Source organism: Bacillus sp. T3 (assembly GCF_033449965.1).
Taxonomy (GTDB): Bacteria; Bacillota; Bacilli; order Bacillales; family Cytobacillaceae; genus Bacillus_BU.
In genome coordinates this window covers 3,312,785-3,332,783 of the sequence record NZ_CP137761.1, presented here as the reverse complement: position 1 = coordinate 3,332,783, position 19,999 = coordinate 3,312,785, and the positions used below count along the sequence as shown (strand labels likewise).

Annotated in this window: 19 protein-coding genes; 15 read left to right on the top strand and 4 right to left on the bottom strand. The window is 35.4% G+C overall.

Going from position 1 to position 19,999, the window contains the following annotated elements:
• Window positions 1-156 precede the first annotated feature (156 nt).
• Both RGF10_RS17095 and RGF10_RS17090 read left to right on the top strand, forming a co-directional pair.
• On the top strand, window positions 157-600 hold the full coding sequence (locus RGF10_RS17095; protein WP_318504012.1) for a cell wall hydrolase: 444 nt from the start codon (window positions 157-159) through the stop codon (window positions 598-600).
• Between the two features lie 219 nt (window positions 601-819).
• Window positions 820-996: a DUF3934 family protein gene (locus tag RGF10_RS17090; protein ID WP_318504010.1), complete on the top strand. Its 177-nt coding sequence runs from the start codon at window positions 820-822 to the stop codon at window positions 994-996.
• A gap of 124 nt (window positions 997-1,120) precedes the next feature.
• Here RGF10_RS17090 and RGF10_RS17085 read toward each other — a convergent pair whose 3' ends face one another.
• The 4 genes from RGF10_RS17085 to RGF10_RS17070 all read right to left on the bottom strand — a co-directional run bounded on the left by RGF10_RS17085 (window position 1,121) and on the right by RGF10_RS17070 (window position 4,692).
• Window positions 1,121-1,432 (bottom strand): hypothetical protein, encoded by a 312-nt coding sequence (locus RGF10_RS17085; protein WP_318504008.1) that lies wholly within the window; start codon window positions 1,430-1,432, stop codon window positions 1,121-1,123.
• 110 nt (window positions 1,433-1,542) lie between these two features.
• Window positions 1,543-2,040, bottom strand: a complete 498-nt coding sequence (locus tag RGF10_RS17080) for a hypothetical protein (RefSeq protein WP_318504006.1) — start codon at window positions 2,038-2,040, stop codon at window positions 1,543-1,545.
• A gap of 150 nt (window positions 2,041-2,190) precedes the next feature.
• Window positions 2,191-3,729: a phytoene desaturase family protein gene (locus tag RGF10_RS17075; RefSeq protein ID WP_318504004.1), complete on the bottom strand. Its 1,539-nt coding sequence runs from the start codon at window positions 3,727-3,729 to the stop codon at window positions 2,191-2,193.
• Between the two features lie 54 nt (window positions 3,730-3,783).
• Window positions 3,784-4,692, bottom strand: a complete 909-nt coding sequence (locus RGF10_RS17070; protein WP_318504003.1) for an NAD-dependent epimerase/dehydratase family protein — start codon at window positions 4,690-4,692, stop codon at window positions 3,784-3,786.
• A 576-nt stretch (window positions 4,693-5,268) separates the two neighbouring features.
• On the opposite strand from RGF10_RS17070, the gene RGF10_RS17065 reads away from it, so the two are divergent.
• The 13 genes from RGF10_RS17065 (at window position 5,269) to RGF10_RS17010 (ending at window position 19,947) form a co-directional block, all read left to right on the top strand.
• Complete coding sequence (locus RGF10_RS17065; protein WP_318509550.1) at window positions 5,269-6,399, top strand: MFS transporter; 1,131 nt, start codon at window positions 5,269-5,271, stop codon at window positions 6,397-6,399.
• Entirely contained in the window at window positions 6,380-8,734 is a 2,355-nt protein-coding gene (locus RGF10_RS17060) for an FtsX-like permease family protein (RefSeq protein ID WP_318504001.1), read from the top strand. Before RGF10_RS17065 ends, RGF10_RS17060 begins: the two co-directional genes overlap by 20 nt.
• 21 nt (window positions 8,735-8,755) lie before the next feature.
• A complete protein-coding gene (locus RGF10_RS17055; protein ID WP_318503999.1) occupies window positions 8,756-9,508 on the top strand; it encodes an ABC transporter ATP-binding protein in 753 nt (250 codons plus the stop codon).
• Window positions 9,509-9,886: 378 nt separating this feature from the next.
• Window positions 9,887-11,287: an amino acid permease gene (locus RGF10_RS17050; RefSeq protein ID WP_318503997.1), complete on the top strand. Its 1,401-nt coding sequence runs from the start codon at window positions 9,887-9,889 to the stop codon at window positions 11,285-11,287.
• 202 nt (window positions 11,288-11,489) lie between these two features.
• Window positions 11,490-11,975, top strand: coding sequence for a hypothetical protein (locus tag RGF10_RS17045; RefSeq protein ID WP_318503995.1), 486 nt, complete (start codon window positions 11,490-11,492; stop codon window positions 11,973-11,975).
• A gap of 369 nt (window positions 11,976-12,344) precedes the next feature.
• Window positions 12,345-12,509 carry a YfmQ family protein gene (locus RGF10_RS23950; protein ID WP_412176745.1) on the top strand — a complete coding sequence of 55 codons (165 nt, stop codon included), beginning with the start codon at window positions 12,345-12,347 and terminating at the stop codon, window positions 12,507-12,509.
• A gap of 557 nt (window positions 12,510-13,066) precedes the next feature.
• Window positions 13,067-13,654, top strand: a complete 588-nt coding sequence (locus RGF10_RS17040) for a TetR/AcrR family transcriptional regulator (RefSeq protein WP_318503993.1) — start codon at window positions 13,067-13,069, stop codon at window positions 13,652-13,654.
• Window positions 13,655-13,675: 21 nt separating this feature from the next.
• On the top strand, window positions 13,676-15,706 hold the full coding sequence (locus tag RGF10_RS17035) for a chemotaxis protein CheA (RefSeq protein WP_318503992.1): 2,031 nt from the start codon (window positions 13,676-13,678) through the stop codon (window positions 15,704-15,706).
• A gap of 62 nt (window positions 15,707-15,768) precedes the next feature.
• A complete protein-coding gene (locus tag RGF10_RS17030; RefSeq protein WP_318503990.1) occupies window positions 15,769-15,951 on the top strand; it encodes a chemotaxis protein CheW in 183 nt (60 codons plus the stop codon).
• Window positions 15,890-16,264, top strand: coding sequence for a chemotaxis protein CheW (locus RGF10_RS17025; protein ID WP_318503988.1), 375 nt, complete (start codon window positions 15,890-15,892; stop codon window positions 16,262-16,264). Before RGF10_RS17030 ends, RGF10_RS17025 begins: the two co-directional genes overlap by 62 nt.
• Window positions 16,265-16,277: 13 nt before the next feature.
• Window positions 16,278-18,002, top strand: a complete 1,725-nt coding sequence (locus RGF10_RS17020; RefSeq protein ID WP_318503986.1) for a methyl-accepting chemotaxis protein — start codon at window positions 16,278-16,280, stop codon at window positions 18,000-18,002.
• A 60-nt stretch (window positions 18,003-18,062) separates the two neighbouring features.
• Window positions 18,063-18,881 carry a CheR family methyltransferase gene (locus RGF10_RS17015; RefSeq protein WP_318503984.1) on the top strand — a complete coding sequence of 273 codons (819 nt, stop codon included), beginning with the start codon at window positions 18,063-18,065 and terminating at the stop codon, window positions 18,879-18,881.
• A 40-nt stretch (window positions 18,882-18,921) separates the two neighbouring features.
• The gene (locus RGF10_RS17010) at window positions 18,922-19,947 is read left to right on the top strand and encodes a protein-glutamate methylesterase/protein-glutamine glutaminase (RefSeq protein WP_318503983.1); all 1,026 of its coding nucleotides are present in this window, start codon (window positions 18,922-18,924) and stop codon (window positions 19,945-19,947) included.
• Window positions 19,948-19,999: the final 52 nt, after the last annotated feature.

The following is a 19,999-nucleotide window of genomic DNA, read 5'->3' as shown; positions in this document are numbered from 1 at the left end:
AACATATTAAACAAAATTAGAAGCAGTGATATTAAAATTTTTTAAAAAAGCTTATATTGGATGGTAATTATTCACCTACCTGAGCGATCATTCGTATTTTATTAAAATGACATCATTATCGGCTTTTGTTCATACTATATTTTTGGGGTGAAGAAAATGCCAAGAGTAAATTACCGAAGTTCGGACATTGATTTAATGGCAAGGATGATGAGAGCAGAAGCCGAAGGTGAAGGTAAACAGGGAATGTTATATGTTGGAAATGTAATAGTCAATCGTCTTAAAGCAAATTGTTCAGATTTTAAAAATTTAAGAACAATAAATCAGGTTATTTTTCAAGTCCAAGGAGGAAATTATTCCTTTGAAGCAGTTCAAAAAGGGAATGTATTTTATCAAAGAGCAAGAGGTGTTGAAAAAAGATTAGCAAAACAGAATTTGGATTATTGGAGGCAACACCCAGCAAAATATTCACTTTGGTATTTTAATCCATATGCTCCATGTCCTCCAACATGGTATGGTCAACCTAGAGCTGGTCAATTTAAAAATCATTGTTATTATGAACCAAAACCTGGAACATGTGATAGTGTTTATATCGGAAGTTAAGCTTACTCTATGAGTAGGCTTTTTTTATTTCACTGAATAAACCTGTATTCTTGAATTGAAGGCGGGGATTTTTGAAAAAGAGAAGTCAGTCCGATAATTTGGATTGTTTTCTATTTCTAAAGTATGATATGGTATATTGCATCGTGCCTATTTAATAAGGAAGTAAAATGGACAAGCAACCACAGGAACTCAAGTGTAGTATAATAATGGAGTGATTATATGAATAAAGCTAAGGGTAAAAGCGGAACGGGTAGAGGAACAGGAAAAAAAGGCTGGAATCGTTGGAAAGCAAGTGCGAACAGAGCCAAGAGTGCAAAACCATATGTAAGCAAAAGTGCTAAAAAATCGGATGGATCAAAGACAACCAGCAGTAATAATGTTGAATCATCCGAATGAAACAATGGGGCGTTTCTTCATTAATTGGAGAAGCGTTTTTAATTGGGCAGTCAAAGCAAATTGATCGAACAACAATAGAAAAATAACCCCGTATTGCATGTACGGGGTTCCCGTGTTTAATTCATTATGCTGTCCAACCAATGTTGACTTTACGATGGGATATTACACCGTTTTTGACTTCAATCACGACAATATGGTTAGTTTGCCCTGTAACAAGCGGTGCACCAGCCCCACCAGACAGGATATACTCAATGCCTTGAATAACTTCTGTATCGTACATATGAACATGACTGACCAATACCTTTGATACTTTTTTTCGGATGATATCCAGAAATTGTTTAAGCCCAATATCAAAAGTGGACTCGGGGTCTTGAAATTTTGTCCATTTTCCTGCGTCTGGTGGGACATGCATGCCGACAAAAGTATTTTGTTCCACCGTTCCACTTAGGTTATTTCGCAAAAATTCTAAATTTGTGTTGTCCAAATAGTAGATTTTATGACCTAGAGACGAAATGAATTCAAAATTTGTCATTAGTCCAATGAATTTCATTGACAGTTTTGGAATATGGATTGAAAACCGTGCTGGACCGATATAGGTGGTAAAGGCTTCAAAAGCAGGAGAATTAGGTGATGAGCTGTCATGATTTCCCGGTGTGACAAAAATGGGGGCATATCGTTTCCAAAAACCCTTGTTATTTGTTCACGAAAGCTTCTTAGATGGCCATAAAAAAGGTCTGTACCCGTTTGAAACTGTTGTTGGCTTCCTGTCCAGACTGCGTCACCGCCGTGAAAAATAGCCAGAGGATCGAGGCCTTTTGCAACTTTTAAAGCCTCTTCAAACATATCATTACTTGAATGGCCGTCCCCGGTCCAACTGTCACCCATAAATACGATTCGAAAATTGTTAGGATTGACAGATGGTAATTTCTTTTTCAATGCCTCTATTGATTGTTCAAATAGTCTATCCTCTTTAGGGAATTCCCCGCCGATATTTACCATGACATCATCCTGCACATGTTGCTTCTTCGTTCCTTTGTCTTTCATTTGTTTTCCTCCTTTCCTTATAAAAGATTCAAATATTTAATAGAGTGATACGGACAAGCGTTGAGAATAAGAAATTTGCAGGAGTGCCTAAAGGCAAAATTAAAAAGCATGAGCCTAATGTAATACCGGAACTCATGCCTAACAAGCTGATTACTGGAATAACTGTTCTTTACCTAGTGCAAAATTTTTAAAGTCTTTTTCTAAATCTATGCCGTCCTGTTTCAGTAGGTCTTTTGCTAGATAATATCCACTAGCCATAACACCTGCTACACCAAATCCTGGGAAAACCCATTGTCCGACTAAATGGAGATTTGGTATTGCTGTTTTCTGTTTCATGAATTTTCCATAATTCTTGGCATCAATGGACCACCCCATAAACGAACCGTTTTTACTATACGTGTATCGCTCAAATGTAATAGGGGTGGATAAATCAGCTAACGCTAAGCTATCTATAAAACCATTGCCCATCATGGAATCAATCCTTGTTACTATCGTATCTGTCACTTGACTTTTCAGTTTGTAGTAGGCTTCACTGCGTTCTCTTTGTGGACCAGTTTCCCAATTGTTATGGTACTGATAGGGAATTGGGAGAAGTGCAACGACAGCTCGGTTTTTATCATTAGTTTTTTGTGGATAAACAATCATCTCAATTGGGCAATTCTCAGGCGTATAGGTGTGGTAATCATCTTTGTAATTCGTACTACTTAAGAAAGAAAAACAGCTCGTATTTCCAAAATCATAGGTGTTTTTTACGGACAGAAACAAAGCACAGATACTCGGGAATATTTCCTTTTCCTCGATCTTTTGTTTCATCTTGCTTTTTTGTGGGAGACTATCGGGAAGTAAATCATAGGTGAAGTGCGGTGAAGCATTGCTAATAATGTTATTTGCATAAAAGCAGCTTCCATCTTCTGTCTTTACACCAATTGCTTGAGCGTTTTCAATAAGAATTTCTGTTACTTCTTTATTTAATTTAATAACTCCACCATTATGTACAAAACTCTGGACTGAAGCATTCGGAATTGCCTGCATTCCATCTGTCGGAAAATAATCTTTCCCAATAACACTCCACCGGTAAGCATAAGCCATATACACCATTGGCGTAATCCCTTTTGAGAACACCGCTGATCGCAACATAGGGTTTTGCGTTAACTTTTCTAATACAACATCGGCATTTTTTAATCCATATTTCATAAAAGTGGGCTTTTTCCGAAAGTTATTCACAATAAATTTTATAAAGTCGAGTAGATTCATTTCATAGGGCGGTTTAGGTGCTTCCGTCCCTGAATACATTTCTGAAAATATTTTTTCATTAATATCAAAAATGCGGTTTACATCGTCTTTGTTATCCGGGAAAGCGTCAATAAAATCCTCTCTCAACCGTTCATTTCGAAAAGTAAACTTTTTGCCATCAATAAAACAACAAATATCGCCTATATTTTTTTCCGCTTTGACAGATGCTCCCCAAAACTTCAAGAATTGTGGAATCGTTTCTCCTTCCTTTAATTCATTCAGACCTTCGATGCCGAGGTCGAACTGGACCCCCTTTCGTTTGAAAGAGATTACTAGTCCTCCAGGGATATGGTTCTTTTCAAGAATGAGCACTTTTTTGTTATATTTAGCAAGAAAGTTTCCCGTGCTTAAACCGCCCATACCTGCACCAATAATAAGATAATCGAACTTATTCATTAATCAAACCTCCTTCAAGATTAAAACGAGGTGTCATAAGGCCTGGAACAAGGATTATGTAGTAAGAGTTTTTGGGTTGTTTTGATACCAACTTATTGTTTGTCGAATGGCTTCATCGTGAGGAGTTGTGGCAAATAAAAATCTTTGTTGGAATTTGTTTGAGTCTACAATGAAAGGATGTATGTGCTGATACATTAACTCTTTAAATTCTCTCATATCAGAATTAAATATCCCAGCAATGTTGACAATAAATTTCCCTGCGATTCTATACTTGGGTATTATCCCAAGTTCATTAGCTATTTTTTTGACTATTTTCCTAGTGGATGTAGGGTTAGGAGTTGGAATATGCCAAATTTCCCCTAATGCTTCCTCGTGATCCGCCAACACAATCAGTCCCTTAGCAAAATCATCAATAAAAATATAGGAATGCAGTGTATCAGGATTACCTAGTAAGTCTGCTGGCTTCCCAGCAATTAAATTGTTAAAAACCTGTTGCCCTAATGCGGAGTTTTTCACACGAGGACCATAAAAATCTGCACCTCTGCCTATCGTTGCTTTTACTTTTCCAGAATCGTGGGCATTCATTAATTTCATCGCGACATCAGCCCTTACTTGTGTTTTCCTACCAACTGGCTTATAGGAAAAAGTCTCCTTAAGCGGTTCATTATGAGGACCGTAAGCATAAAGGTTATCTGCATAAACAATTTTAATATTATTTAGTGCAGCTGCTTCAATAATATTATCCATCATGATTGGAAAAAGATTGGCCCAAGATTGGTAGGGCAGACCTAAACAGTGGTAAATGATTGATATATTATAAGAATTGCAAATATCAAGCACATTTTCCTGCTTCGTGACATCCCCTTTTATTACCTTCACAGAGCTCGGGACATCAGCTCTTCCTCTAGTATTGACCATGAGCACTTTTTTGTTTTGTTGAATTAGATTCTCCATTACAGCCATTCCTAAAGGCCCGTTTCAAAAATAGCATGGTATCCATTTGACATTTTTTTCACCCCTCGAAATATAGCGATCATTATTACCATAGCATACTATGGATTTTATTTCCTTTGATAGGATGACAATGAATTAAGCTAAAATTACATCCGTTAAATGGTTTTCAAAATGGTATAAAAATGTAAATATTTAATACTAGAGTTATAATAAAAGAAGGGTTGTAAAAAGGTGGAATTTATCGAGGTTGTCCCTATCTATAGTCATACACGAGGCGATTGTCTTTCTATAAAATGCATGAATTAAGAGAATGTGAATTAATGAAAAGGTTTACATTTAAATGCCCTTGAAAATTCTTTTATCCGATACAAGACTGGGGCTAAATATAAGATGGATAGATTACAACAAAAATGTAAACGAAGGGGGGTGTTATGATGAAAAAATTTATGGCGATTTGGACCGGAGAACTGATCTCAAGTATTGGCAGTGGAATGACCGCGTTTGCTGTTTCGATTTATGTTTATCAGCTGACCTGGAAGTGCAACCTGGGTATCTGTTGCAGCACTTCTCGCATTTCTTCCGACGATTCTTCTGAACCCGATTGGAGGTATTCTTGCTGACCGTTATGACAGAAGGCTGATGATGATATGTGGTGATTTTTTTTCGGCGTTAGGTCTTCTTTTTATACTGATCAGTATACAGACAGGTCATGGTGGGGTTTTGTCAGTATGCATTGGTATCACGATTAGTTCTGTGTTTTTAGCCTTACTTGAACCTGCATATAAGGCCACTGTTACCGATCTCCTATCAGAGGAAGAGTATGCGAAAGCAAGCGGTCTGGTTCAGATGGCAGGGGCTTCTAAGTATTTGATATCCCCTTTTATAGCTGGGCTGATTCTTACTATTACAGATATCAGAGGAATTTTAATCATTGATATGGCGACTTTTTTTGTTACAGTCTTAGCGGTAGCTGCCGTACGAAAGAAAATTCAAGCCGTCAAGCCTCTAAAGGACGACTTTAACTTTTTTAAGGAGTTTAAGGAAGGTATACAGAGCATTATCTCTGATAAAGGAGTAAGAAGTCTAGTCATACTGATGGCATTTATGTGTTTCTTTGTTGCTTTTATACAAACGTTGATGACACCTATGATTTTGGCATTTGCTGATGCTAAGACACTTGGCATCATGGAATCAATAAGTGCTGTCGGTATGTTAATTGGAAGTTTGATTATTGGTTTTTTGCATATTAAGAATCATTTTTCTAGGATTCTGATGATTTCTTTAATGGTGGCTGGTGTTTTTATGGCAATGACTGGAACAACAACTAATAGCACGTTGATTGTGGTCTACTGTATTTTGTTTTTTACAGCACTGCCATTTGTTAATACCTGTGCAGATGTACTGATTCGGATCAGGATACCAAAAGACGTACAGGGAAGGGCTTGGGGGATGATCAGTGTCCTTACACAGGTTGGTTATGTGGTGGCGTATGCAGTCTGCGGCTTGTTGGCTGATTATGTGTTCGGACCGATGCTGATGAAGGATGGCATTTTGGCGGGAAGCGTAGGGCGGTTAATCGGTGTTGGGGAAGGACGTGGTATCGGGTTCATGCTTATGATCGCCGGAATTGTCATGGTTGCGTTTGCGTTTTTATTTGGCTCCAAAAAAAGCATTAAAGAGATGGAAGGGAGTATAAATGGATTGGTTAATTCTTAAAAATGATTTTAGAAGAAATAAAGTAATTAATCTAGCATTACTGTTGTTTATGATGTTTTCAGCTTGTCTTGCGGTCTTGGCTGTAGTTATGGCAGTACAAACCTTTACTTCAATATCTGAATTATATAAGACGGCACAGCCGCCTCACTTCGTTCAGATGCACAAAGGAGAACTCAATCAGAAGAAAATAGATGAGTTTATGTCAGATTACGACGGACTAACTTCTTGGCAGACCTCGACAATGATTGATGTTTACGGTGAAAGTCTTACAGTTGTTGGTAATGAGGATACGTACAATCTTTCTGACCTCCGTCTTGACATTGGTCTTGTAAAGCAAAATAAAACAAAGGATTTACTTTTAAACTCAAATCATCATAAAGTAACCATTCATAAAGGCGAAATAGGGATTCCCGTACTTTTAAAGGAAATGTATGGGATGGAAATTGGTGACCATGTTATTTTGAAAAGTAATGATGTCACGAAAGAATTTGTCATTAAAAAATTCGTTTTGGATTCGATGATGAATTCAACGATGACATCTTCTACTAGAATACTGATAAGCGATGAGGATTTTAAGGAGCTTAAGGGTCAGGTTGGCGAGAATGAATATCTCATAGAAGCGTATTTTACCAATTCAAAAGAAGCGTCGGATTTTCAGACTGCCTATGAAAATGCAGGACTTCCACAGAATGGTCAAGCTGTAACCTATACGATCATATTTATACTGAGTGCTTTAACGGATATCGTCACAGTATTTGTGCTGCTTCTGGTTAGTATCCTGTTAATCATTGTTTCTTTTATCTGTGTCAAGTTTACCATCATGGCTGCGTTGGAAGAAGATATCGGAGAGATCGGTACAATGAAAGCGATTGGACTTCCTTTTGCCGAAATAAGGGATCTTTATCTTAATAAGTACAGGGTATTAGCTATCGCGGGCGTCATCATAGGATATATTGCAGCCCTGTTGATTAGCGGTGTGTTTACAAAGCATATCAGTGCTACTTTTGGAAATATGAGCATATCTACTTTAGCCGTTATTCTATCACTTATAGTTGGGGTTCTTGTTTTTCTTTTGATTAACTATTACTGTAAGAAAATATTAAAGAAAATAAAAAAGGTTACGGTTGTTGAAGCTTTAGTTAATGGTAAGGGCTTTGATAAGGATAAAGGCGGAATTAAGGATGGACTACATAATTCAAAGAAGCTTTCTGTTAACCTGTTGATGGGAATACGAGAGGTTTTCTATAAGTTTAAAAATTGGATCATTGTATTTGCAGTGGTGTTAATTGCTGTACTGATGATTATGGTTCCTGTTAACTTGATGAATACGTTCGAGGCGCCTGAATTTATTACCTATATGGGTAGTTCGCAAGAGGATATCCTGATTGAAGTTGAAAATGGTGGGAAACTTGAAACGAGCTATGCCAATGTAAAACAGCTATTGCAAAACGATGCTGCTATTGAAAATTATTATGAATATCGAAGGGTAAGTGTCCAGACTACTGATGCTGATGCTGAACAAATGAATCTGCATGTAGATTGTGGAAACAATGCGGGTAATAAGCTGCAGTATCTTAGTGGGAAGGCTCCCCAGTCGGAAAATGAAATAGCAATTTCCTACCTTAACGCTGAAAAAATTGGTAAAGATGCCGATGACACAATCGTACTTTTCTTTAATGGCAAAGAGCAGAAATTTGTTATTTCAGGAATCTATCAAGATGTAACAAGCGGTGGCTATACGGCAAAATCAAACTATAATTTTTCGGGACTTGATTCAGAGAAATATACATTTTCAGTTAATTTAAAAAGTAATGCAGATGTGGGAATAAAGGCAGACAAGTGGTCTGAAAAGCTTGGGTCCGGAGTAAGCGTCGACCCAATGGAGGAATTTATAAACCAGACATTGGGCGGAGTCGTAAAACAACTTAGAACGATTGTGATTGCTATTGTCATCATTGGCGCCTGTTTGGCCATGCTGATCACTGTTTTATTTTTGAAACTGCGGTTGGCAAAGGATTTATCGGAAATAGCAATTTTTAAAGCGGTCGGATTTTCTGAACATGATGTTAAGCTGCAGTACATGATTAAAATAGGATGTACTTCCATAACCGGCATCGTGACTGGACTAATCTTAACGGATGTCTTAGGAGAAAAGATAATCAACCTTGGTTTAAGTATTGCGGGAATTGGGCTCAAGGAGGTTAAGCTTATTGCTAATCCTGTAATTGAATATATTGTAGCTCCTTGTGTTTTGATAGTGCTGATTCTGTTCGTAACATGGATGGTTGTAAGAACGATAAAAAAATACAACATTATTTCTATTATTAACGAATAGAAACGAAGGAGGTGATGCAATGTGAAAACGATATTAGCGGTAAAAAATTTATCTAAAAGCTTTGAGGAAACACAGGTATTAAATAATATTAATCTTAATGTGGATGAGGGCGAATTTCTGGCCATTATGGGACAATCTGGTTCTGGAAAATCCACCTTGCTTTATGGGATAAGTGGAATGGACAGACCTACGTCCGGCAATGTGTTGTTTTGTGGTAAAGATATTTCTAAGCTAGATGATGAAAAGATCAGTGAAATACGGCTTAAACAAATGGGATTCATTTTTCAACACGCCTATCTATTAAAAAATCTATCAATCCGAGATAATATTGTACTCCCTGGGTTTAAGGCAAATATTTTATCTAGAGAGCAGGTCAATCAAAATGCCGATACCTTAATGAGAAAGACAGGGATTTCCAGTGTCGCAAAACATGATGTTAAAAAGGTTTCAGGTGGGCAGCTGCAACGTGCATCTATTTGCAGGGCGTTGATTAATCAGCCAAATATTTTATTTGGGGATGAACCTACCTGGGCGTTAAATAGTAGTACCACTAAAGAAGTAATGAATATCATCAACGATGTAAATGCTGAAGGGACAACCGTCATTATTGTGTCCCATGATGCGAAAGTGGCAGCGAGGGCAGACCGGGTGATATTTCTAATGGATGGAAATATCCATGATGAATTGAGATTGGGAAAATGTGTTGGAGACGAACAGACAAAATCATCACGTGAGAAAAGGCTATTCGAGTGGTTAGAAACTCAGGGATTTTAGAAAGGAACATCTACATAAATGTTGAATTGTAGGCTAATGAGTACCTGAGGGTAAAGTGGGAAACTATCATTCCAACTTTACCCTCTTTTTGTATATTCAAAAAATACAAATTATTTTAAAATAATGATATTGTTGGTAATTTTCTCTAAAATAAAAATAAATCAGTGTTTTTCTAATGAATACAATTGTGTTTTTTGAAAAAACATATTATACTAAGATAATCAATTCAGGTGTTGTAACTAAGAGAAGGTAATGTAATATTTTCCTATTTTTACCATTTAATATTATGAATCATTGCCTACTTAAGCCTTGATGAACAAAGTAATTACATGGTTAGCTTGCCTGAATTTTCAACTATTTATGAAAGAGGGAAACAGCGTGGCAAATAAAGAATTAAAAAGAGGATTGGAATCGCGCCATATTCAGATGATTGCTTTGGGCGGTACAATCGGTGTTGGTTTATTTATGGGCTCCGCCAGTACAATTAAATGGACAGGTCCATCTGTATTGCTGGCTTATGCCATTACTGGGATTTTTATATTTTTCATTATGCGTGCCATGGGAGAAATGTTGTATTTAGAGCCAAGTACAGGTTCATTTGCGACTTTTGGACACAAGTATATCCATCCATTAGCAGGTTATATGACGGCTTGGAGTAACTGGTTTCAGTGGGTAACCGTTGGTATGGCTGAAATAATTGCAGTTGGGACATACATGAATTATTGGTTCCCAGATTTACCTGGTTGGATTCCTGGTATTATTGCAATGATTATTCTTGGTGCGGCAAACTTAATTTCCGTAAAATCGTTTGGTGAATTTGAGTTTTGGTTTGCTATGATAAAAATCGTTACTATTGTCTTGATGGTAGCCGCTGGGTTTGGTCTTATATTCTTCGGAATTGGTAACGGTGGAGAGGCAATCGGATTATCAAATTTATGGGAGCACGGAGGCTTCTTTACTGGAGGCTGGACAGGTTTCTTTTTCGCTCTATCATTAGTTATCGGTGCGTATCAAGGTGTTGAATTAATAGGGATTACGGCTGGTGAAGCAAGAGATCCTCAAAAGACGCTAACAAATGCAATAAACAGTATTATTTGGCGTATTTTGATTTTCTATATTGGGGCAATCTTTGTCATTATAACCGTTTATCCTTGGGATGAGTTAAGTGCAATTGGTAGTCCGTTTGTAGCAACCTTTGCAAAAATCGGAATTACAGTTGCTGCGGGACTTATTAACTTCGTTGTCATCACTGCTGCCATGTCTGGATGTAATAGTGGTATTTATAGTGCAGGACGGATGCTTTATACATTGGGAATCAACGGACAAGCTCCAAAGATCTTTACAAAGGTATCAAATAATGGTGTACCACTATTAGGTACGATTGGAGTACTAGTCGGTTTAGCAGTTGGCGTTGTTTTAAGTTATATTGCACCCGAAAATATCTTCGTATATGTATACAGTGCAAGTGTACTTCCCGGTATGGTGCCTTGGTTTGTTATTCTAATCAGTCAAATTAATTTTAGAAAAGCAAAAGGTGCAGAAATGGACAAACATCCATTTAAAATGCCGTTTGCTCCTTACACAAATTACTTAACAATTGCCTTTTTAGTGATGGTATTAGTCGGAATGTGGTTTAATGATGATACGCGTGTGTCACTAATTGCAGGTATCGTTTTTCTAGGCCTCGTTGCAGTTAGCTTTTACGCATTTGGAATCAACAAGGCCGTTCCGGCAGATGTTGAATTAAAGGAAAAAGGAAGATTAGTTAAGGTTTTTTAGGGAGCTTAAAAACATCGTTCTCGAATCTTTACCGAATTAACAAAATATTAGTACAGAAAAAAACTCAGAGATATAAAAAAATCTCTGAGTTTTTTGTTGGTTATTGAAACTAAGCACCCAGGTGACCTTGTTATAGCATCTTCATTAATATTTTTCCTTAAATTGTAAAAGATATAATAAAAATGATGTTAGGGGTCTACAAATGGATTCGATTATGAAGAATTTAGATTTAAATGCAAAAGGACTTTGGTTGCCAGTATCCTTAGGATTAATAATATTATTGTATGCTCTTCTTATGCCTAAGAAGGAGATCGGTTGGAGAGAGCTTTATATTACAATAGGTGTAATTGGGTTTATGACCTGGGTTACAGATAGCATATTTGCCAAATACTTAGATTTAGTAGATTTTGGTCATCCTAAAATTGTAGGATTAGGTGAATTTATAACTTACAACTTTGTTCCTTCATCCCTGTCAGTAATTTATTTAAACTATTTGAATTCAAACAATAAATGGAAATTAGTCATCGTATTTACAATTATTTCTTTTTTTATTGAATGGGCAGTGGAAAGGGTGGGATACATGAAACTTACCCATTGGAACCATCTGTTTAGTATACCAATATTCTTCTTTGTATATAGTTTTATCTTGCCTTTGCATCTTAGGATCATAAAGTGTAAAAAAGAGTAATTCCGTTGTAGAACTGGAGGACAAGTTATTGTAAAAAACAGGCGTATGTTAAAATAAAGATAGAGGAAATAACAAGAACAGGAAAGGTGGTTTTCTGTATTGGAAATTCATTTTCAACCAGTTACTCATCTTCGTTATTTAACAGACCCTTATATAATGGAGGGATAAAAATGGTTCTGGTTATTGTTCTTAATATTATTGCAGTTGTAGGAATAATCTATGGAATCGTAAAGAAAAACCAAAAGTTGCTTGTCTCATCAGTAATTGGGTTGATTATCCTTGAGATTTTAATACTAGTTTATAATTATTTATACTCACAAAATCCTTATTAAAATGTTTATCTTCGCTTTTCCAGAAGAATAAAGCTCAATTTATTCATTTTTTCAACCAAGCAATTTTATCGAAAAATATTACATCTGGCCTGGTTCAGAGCAAAGCTATTTAAATCCTGGGAAGGGCGGGAACCCAATCGTTGAAACAAAAAGAGGAAAGAAGGAAATTCGTCTTACTGAATCCTCTACAATGACCAAGTAGATGCAGTTAAACAGTACAAGAAGAAATTAATTCCAATAGTCTACATTCGGATAGCTTACAAGGTCTAAATTAACAACAATATAGTATGATAGTGTATGTTTACTTAAATGAAAGTGCGTTAATCTAGCAGTGATTAACGCACTTTTTTTGTTGTTTAGGAAATTATAAGATTATCAACTTATGGACAACTGTAAGGAAAAAATTGAAAGCGTATTATTATTTGTATAAAAACAAACCAAAATTAAATGACTATTTTCTGTTGTAATTATGAAATTATTGTGACTTTATTACTAGATTTTTATAATTCAAAAAGTAAAATCATTAACTTTTATAGGAAAATAGGTGGGATAATTTGGCGCAAAATCCCATTGTATCAAGGTTTCTACATACAAAAGATTGTTGAATTTTCTAGTATTTCACTACTAAACACTACGTCAATGGGGTTGTAAACTATTACAAGGCATATATTGACAAAAAACAGCAATAAATTTATCATCATCATTAATTGCTGGAATGTAAGTGAGTGTTTACTCCGCTTAGGAGAGAAAGGGTAATATATGATGATCTTGTTACATAGAAAAGATGGTATTATCACTTCTACTATAGAGGCGTTACATGATGTTGGTATCCAAAATTTGTCAACCAAAGAAATAGCCAAACGTGAGGGGGTTTCTGAAGGTACATTATTTAGACACTATAAAAATAAAACAGAGATTTTGCTCGCTGTTTTAGAGCACTACAGTCAATATGACGATGATATTATTCAAACATGCATTAATAGGGAATTAGCCCCGATTGAGACATTACGCAACTACATTCTTTCATATGCAGAGTATTACACAAACTATCCAGAAATTACTACAATTGTGCATGCTTACGACAGTCTTATGCGTGATCCACTGCTAGAAAATAAGGTAAGATCTATTATCATTAAGAGAACGAACTTCATACAAATAACAATTGAAAAAGCTATTGAAATAGGTGAGTTAAGAGGACATATTCACAGTGGTTATTTAACTGACTTAATAGTAGGTGGCTTTAGAGCAACTTGTTTAAGGTGGAGAATGGAAAAACAAAGTTTTTCATTAAAAGATAGAACTATTTGGATGATTGATATGTTAATAGATGGTTTTGTTAAAGAATGAAATAGAGGGGAGGCGACAACGATGAATGAACAATATAATGATCCCATGTTAGAAGCATTTTTATTTGAAACATCACAACAGGTTGAGGAATTAGAACAATCTGTTATTAATGCAGAAACAACAGGTGAATTTTCTACCGAAAACGTAAATGAAATATTTCGTATCATGCACACTATAAAAAGCTCAGCTGCGATGATGTTATTTATTAATGTATCAACAATCGCTCATACACTTGAAGATCTATTCTACTTTTTAAGAGAAAAAAAACCAACAAAAGTAGATACGTCAATACTTAGTGATTTAGTACTTGAAGGGATTGACTTTATCAAACTTGAGCTTGAGAAAATAAAAAATGGTGATCAGGCAGATGGTGATGAAGCACAATTGATTCAAAAAATAACTGAACATTTAAACATTCTTAAACAAATAAATGGGATAGACTCATCCTTTGAAAAAAAGGAATTAAAGGAATCTAAGCAACAGTACTATATAAGTCCCGAAAATTTACATAGTCAGAACAACAACTCGAATGCTTTTAAATCTATTATCCATTTTCAAGCTGGAATCGAAATGGAGAATATTAGAGCATATATGATAAAACATAATCTTCAGGACTTCTCAAATGAAATCTACCATATTCCTGAGGATATTACAGATAATAATGAGAGTGCAGAAGTAATAAAAAGAGATGGGTTTATTTTATATTTTAAAAATAATAAGTCAATAGCTGAAATGCATGAATTTTTTAGTCAATTACCAGCTATAGATTTCTATGATTTAATCCAGATCGATAACATCGATCAACAACAGAGTGAAAATAACATATTCTTAGAAAATAAATTAAATTTTCCAGAAGATGATAAAAGAGTATTAGATTTCCCAACAAATCCTCAAAATAAAATGATTAGTGTTAATGTTCAAAAGTTGGACTTGCTGATGGATTTGGTAGGAGAACTGGTCATTTCTGAAGATATGGTAACCAAAAATCCAGATTTAAAAGACATGCATCTAGAAAATTTCCAAAAGGCTGCTAGACAATTACGAAAAATAACGAGTGAAATCCAAGATATTGTCATGTCAATACGAATGGTCCCACTTGGTCCAACTTTCTTTAAAATGAATCGAATTGTTAGAGACATGAGTAAGAGCCTTATGAAAGAAGTACATTTAGAAATTTCAGGAGAAGAAACAGAAGTTGATAAGAACATTATCGATAATTTAAGTGATCCCCTAATGCATATCGTTCGAAATGCATTGGATCATGGTCTAGAACCGACCGAGGAAAGAGTTTCAAGTGGTAAGACTAGAGAAGGTGTAATCTCACTTGAAGCAAAAAACGCAGGCAGCGAAGTAGTAGTTACCATCAAGGATGATGGAAGAGGTTTAAATAAAGATAAGATTATTTTAAAAGCAATGCAGAACGGATTACTAACAAAATCTCCTGATGAAATGACAGACAGAGAAATATTTAATCTTATCTTTTTACCTGGATTTTCCACTAAGGATGTTGTCACAGAGTATTCTGGTAGAGGCGTAGGAATGGATGTTGTCAACAAAAATATTGAAGCCGTGGGAGGTTCTATTTATGTTGATAGTATAGAGAAGAAAGGTACCACAATCACAATAAAAATACCTTTAACCTTGGCTATAATAGAAGGAATGAATATTAAAGTAGGACAGTCTCGATATACCATACCACTTACGTCTATTAAAGAATCCTTTCGGCCTAAAAAGGATGATGTATTTATTGACCCCGATGGAAATGAAATGATTATGATTCGGGGAGGTTGCTATCCAGTATTGAGATTACATAAGTTTTTTAACGTAAAAACAGAAATTATTAACTTTCATGAAGGTATTTTAATCATGTTAGAGCATGATCAAAAAGCAATTTGCCTTTTTGTTGATGAACTTCTTGGAGAACAACAAGTAGTCGTTAAAGCATTACCTGATTATATAAAGAATTTAAAGAAAATTAAAGGACTAGCTGGGTGCACGTTATTAGGTGATGGAAGCATTAGCTTAATATTGGATGTGGACCATTTATATTAAGCAGTAACTAAGCTTAGTGTACGAAGACATTCACTTTTGTTATTTGGAAGGAGGAAAAGTACATGAAAGAAAGCTTTGAACAATCAATCATTCAAGAAGAGGATACTCAAAAAGGGAAGTATTTAACTTTCATTTTAGGTAATGAACATTATGGAATAGAAATTAAATATGTAACTGAAATAATTGGAATACAAGAAATTACGGAAATACCTGGAAGTACCAGAATACATAAAAGGAATTATTAATCTTAGAGGAAAAATCATTCCAGTTATGGATGTGAGATTAAGGTTTAAAAAACCTACAAGTCATTATAATGACCGTACATGTGTCATTGTTATTGATATTAGAGGGATTTCAATTGGAATGATTGTAGACAGTGTATCAGATGTATTATCAATACCAGATAACGAAATTGTTCAACCACCTGTAGTTGGGAATGGTGGAAACAAGTACATAAAAGGGATTGGCAAAGTTGGAGACGACGTAAAACTCATTTTGGATTGCCACAAGTTACTTAATGATGAAGAAACGGAAAATCTAGGAAACTTACAGGGATAATGGAGGTAGTAAAATGTCGTGGTTTCGTAATTTGAAAATTAAAGTTAAGTTAATATCATGTTTTGTAGTACTTGCAATTATTACAGGTGTGGTAGGTTTAATTGGGATAAATTCTATGAATTCCATTAAGAATAGTAGTGAAGATATGTATAACAATAATACAGTACCTTCACTAAGACTCTCAGAACTTCAAACTAATTTACAGGAAGTTCGTTCAAATCATTTATTAGCCATTTATGAAAAGAATCCAGAAAGTTTTCAAACCAGAATCGATACAATTGGAAAATTAGTAGAAAAAAATAATGAGATTATAAAAGAATATGAAGCAACGATTCGTGTTGGTGAAGATGAAAACCGAATGCTTTATAATAATGCAAAAGAGAGTTTGGCTAAATATCGCGAAGCTAGGAATGCTAACCTTGATATGGTGAAAAATCTTAAATATGATGAAGCTCTAGAGAGGTTAGGCTTTGTTTCTGATACAAGGTCAAAATTAGATGAAGATGTTCAAGCCTTAATAGACTACAACAAAAATAGTACAACAAAAATGCTTGCTAACCAAACAAAAAACTTTTCTGAAAAAACCACATTGATGATTATTATAATTGTTATCGGAATTATTCTTGCCCTTGTATTAGGTCTATTAGTATCAAATATTATTAGTAAACCAATTAAAGTCCTTGTGGATGCAGCTAATAAAATTGCAGATGGAGACCTTGATGTAGAGATAGACATTAATTCTAGGGATGAAGTAGGTATTTTAGGAAACGCCTTCAAAAAAATGTTAGATAATTTTAATGATGTAATGTCTAATATGAATGCCGCTTCAGAGCAGGTAGCATCTGGTTCGAAGCAGGTATCTTACTCAAGTATGGCACTTTCCCAAGGTGCAACTGAGCAAGCTAGTTCTATCGAGCAACTAACAGCTTCTATTGAAGAAATTTCCTCACAAACGAATCATAATGCGAAAAATGCTGCTCAGGCAAATGATTTAGCAGAAATCGCTAAAAAGGATGCAATACAGGGAAATGATAGAATGAGTGAAATGTTAAGGGCGATGGAGGAAATTAATGAATCCTCTAGCAATATTTCTAAAATTATTAAAGTAATTGATGAAATTGCTTTCCAAACCAATATTCTTGCACTAAATGCGGCGGTTGAAGCTGCACGTGCTGGACAGCATGGAAAAGGATTCGCTGTGGTAGCAGAAGAGGTTCGTAATTTAGCGGCAAGAAGTGCAAATGCAGCCAAAGAAACTACTGTCATGATAGAGGGTTCAATTAAAAAGGTTGAAGACGGAACCAAAATTGCAAATGAAACAGCTGAAGCATTAACTAAAATCGTTGAAGGAGTAACAAAAGCTGCAACACTAGTAAATTCTATTGCTGTTGCTTCAAATGAACAGGCATCTGGTATTACACAAGTTAACCAGGGAATTGCCCAAGTTTCAGAAGTGGTACAAACAAACTCCGCTACATCAGAAGAAAGTGCAGCTGCAAGTGAGGAATTATCAAGCCAAGCAGAACTTCTAAGTGAAATGGTAAGGCGGTTTAAATTAAAGAGAGGTGGAACAAATTCCTATTCAAGAAAGGAAGAATTAAGTCCTGAAGTTTTAAGAATGATAGAGCAAATGAGTGATAAGGAAGGAAGTGCATCCTCCTTATATGATGCAAGACAACAAGTAGCTGCCACAAGGCATTCAATTGATTTAAGTGATAAAGATTTCGGGAAATATTAATATAATAAATAGTTCAGAGAGTATCCGTGGATACTCTCTCCTTAGTATAGAGGTGTCATTGTGGCTGTAATATCTGATCAAGAGTTTAAACAACTTGCTGAGTATATCCAAAAACATTATGGAATTTATTTAAAAAATGAAAAGAAGACCCTTGTAGCTGGTCGCCTTCAACATGTGTTGGCTGATCAAAACTTCAAAAGTTTCACAGAGTACTTCGAATATTTAGTTAATGATAAAACGAAAAAAGCCAGTACAATCCTCATGAACAAAATCACGACGAATCACACATTTTTTATGAGAGAAGTTGATCACTTTCATTTTTTTCGGGATCAAGTCCTTCCTTATTTAAAAGCGACGATTACAGATAAAGATTTACGAGTTTGGAGTGCAGGTTGTTCAACAGGTGAGGAACCATATACTCTTTCAATGATTATAAATGATTTTTTTGGTGAGGAAAAGGTTTGGTGGGACACAAAAATACTGGCAACAGATATTTCCGAGAGAGTCCTCCAAATAGCGAAAACAGGTACATATTCAAATGAACAAATTGCGGCAATCCCAACAATGTGGAAATTGAATTATTTTAAGAAGCTTAATGGAGAGACGCAACAATTAATTCATAAAATTCAAAATGAAATTATTTTCAGGAAGTTTAATCTAGTGGATTCAACTTTCCCTTTTAAAAAGAAATTTCATGTGATTTTTTGTCGAAACGTTATGATTTATTTTGATACTCATGCAAAAAATGATTTAGTAAACAGATTCTATGAATATTTAGAGCCCGGTGGCTATTTATTTATTGGTCATTCTGAATCATTAAATCGCGATTCCACTAAGTTTAAATATGTTATGCCTGCTGTGTACAGGAGAGAATCCTGACTAAATTTCCCAGAAGACTTTGAAAAAAGAGTTGATTATTTTGGTAACAAAAATAATAAGGGTGTTAGTGGTTGATGATAGCCTAGTTTTTCGAGAGATTATATCAAGGGGCATCTCCTCAAACCCCAATATTGATGTAGTAGCTACGGCAAAAGATCCATATGAAGCAAGAGATAAAATTCTAGAATTCCACCCTGATGTAATAATATGTGATATTGAAATGCCTAAGATGAATGGAATTGAGTTTATAAGAAAATTACTCCCACAGTATCCTATACCAGTTGTTGTGGTGAGCTCTATAAGTGAGGCAGTACTAGAGTCTATAAATGCTGGTGCAGTCGAATTTGTAACGAAACCTGATGTCCAACGCCTGAAAGGCATCGAAAGCTTTTTAAATGAACTTATAGCCAAAATTAAAATTGCTTCAAAAGCGAAAGTAATCGGGACAAACTATACATTTCCTTCAGCAAGTAGGAAACGAGCGGTACCAACAAATAGAGATAAAATTATAGCCATGGGATCCTCAACTGGAGGAACAGAGGCATTATTTAGTATCCTGAAAAGTTTACCCAATAATGTTCCAGGAATTGTCGTTGTTCAACATATTCCTCCGACTTTCTCAAGCATGTTTGCAAATCGTCTAAATCAACAAACTGCTTTCCAAGTGAAAGAGGCTGCCACTGGAGATATAGTTGAACCAGGGACGGTACTTATTGCACCTGGTGATCAGCATATGAAAATTGTTAAGGTAGGAGATGTTTATAAAGTAAGATGTTTTGTCGGAGAGAAGGTAAGTGGGCATTGTCCGTCTGTGGATGTACTATTTGAGTCAGTAGCTAAAGAAGTTGGTCACCAAGCAATCGGAGTTATTTTAACGGGAATGGGATATGACGGTGCAAAGGGGCTTCTTGCTATGAAACGAAAAGGCGCATTTACAATCGGTCAAAATGAAACGTCCTCTGTTGTCTACGGAATGCCGAAAGTTGCCTTTAATATTGGTGCGGTTAGTACACAAGGTTCTTTAGCAAATATTCCAGGGCTAATTTTACAAAGTTTAAATCAGTAGGTGTTAAAAATGGAAAAAGTGATCGGTTTGGGCGATGTTGTTATTTCAAGTA

Bases quoted from the DNA above. Each gene is read 5' to 3' on its own strand.
- RGF10_RS17095 (WP_318504012.1), top strand. From the start codon at position 157: ATGCCAAGAGTAAATTACCGAAGTTCGGACATTGATTTAATGGCAAGG.
- RGF10_RS17090 (WP_318504010.1), top strand. From the start codon at position 820: ATGAATAAAGCTAAGGGTAAAAGCGGAACGGGTAGAGGAACAGGAAAA.
- RGF10_RS17080 (WP_318504006.1), bottom strand. From the start codon at position 2,040: ATGAAAGACAAAGGAACGAAGAAGCAACATGTGCAGGATGATGTCATG.
- RGF10_RS17075 (WP_318504004.1), bottom strand. From the start codon at position 3,729: ATGAATAAGTTCGATTATCTTATTATTGGTGCAGGTATGGGCGGTTTA.
- RGF10_RS17070 (WP_318504003.1), bottom strand. From the start codon at position 4,692: ATGGCTGTAATGGAGAATCTAATTCAACAAAACAAAAAAGTGCTCATG.
- RGF10_RS17060 (WP_318504001.1), top strand. From the start codon at position 6,380: ATGGATTGGTTAATTCTTAAAAATGATTTTAGAAGAAATAAAGTAATT.
- RGF10_RS17045 (WP_318503995.1), top strand. From the start codon at position 11,490: ATGGATTCGATTATGAAGAATTTAGATTTAAATGCAAAAGGACTTTGG.
- RGF10_RS17040 (WP_318503993.1), top strand. From the start codon at position 13,067: ATGATGATCTTGTTACATAGAAAAGATGGTATTATCACTTCTACTATA.
- RGF10_RS17035 (WP_318503992.1), top strand. From the start codon at position 13,676: ATGAATGAACAATATAATGATCCCATGTTAGAAGCATTTTTATTTGAA.
- RGF10_RS17030 (WP_318503990.1), top strand. From the start codon at position 15,769: ATGAAAGAAAGCTTTGAACAATCAATCATTCAAGAAGAGGATACTCAA.
- RGF10_RS17020 (WP_318503986.1), top strand. From the start codon at position 16,278: ATGTCGTGGTTTCGTAATTTGAAAATTAAAGTTAAGTTAATATCATGT.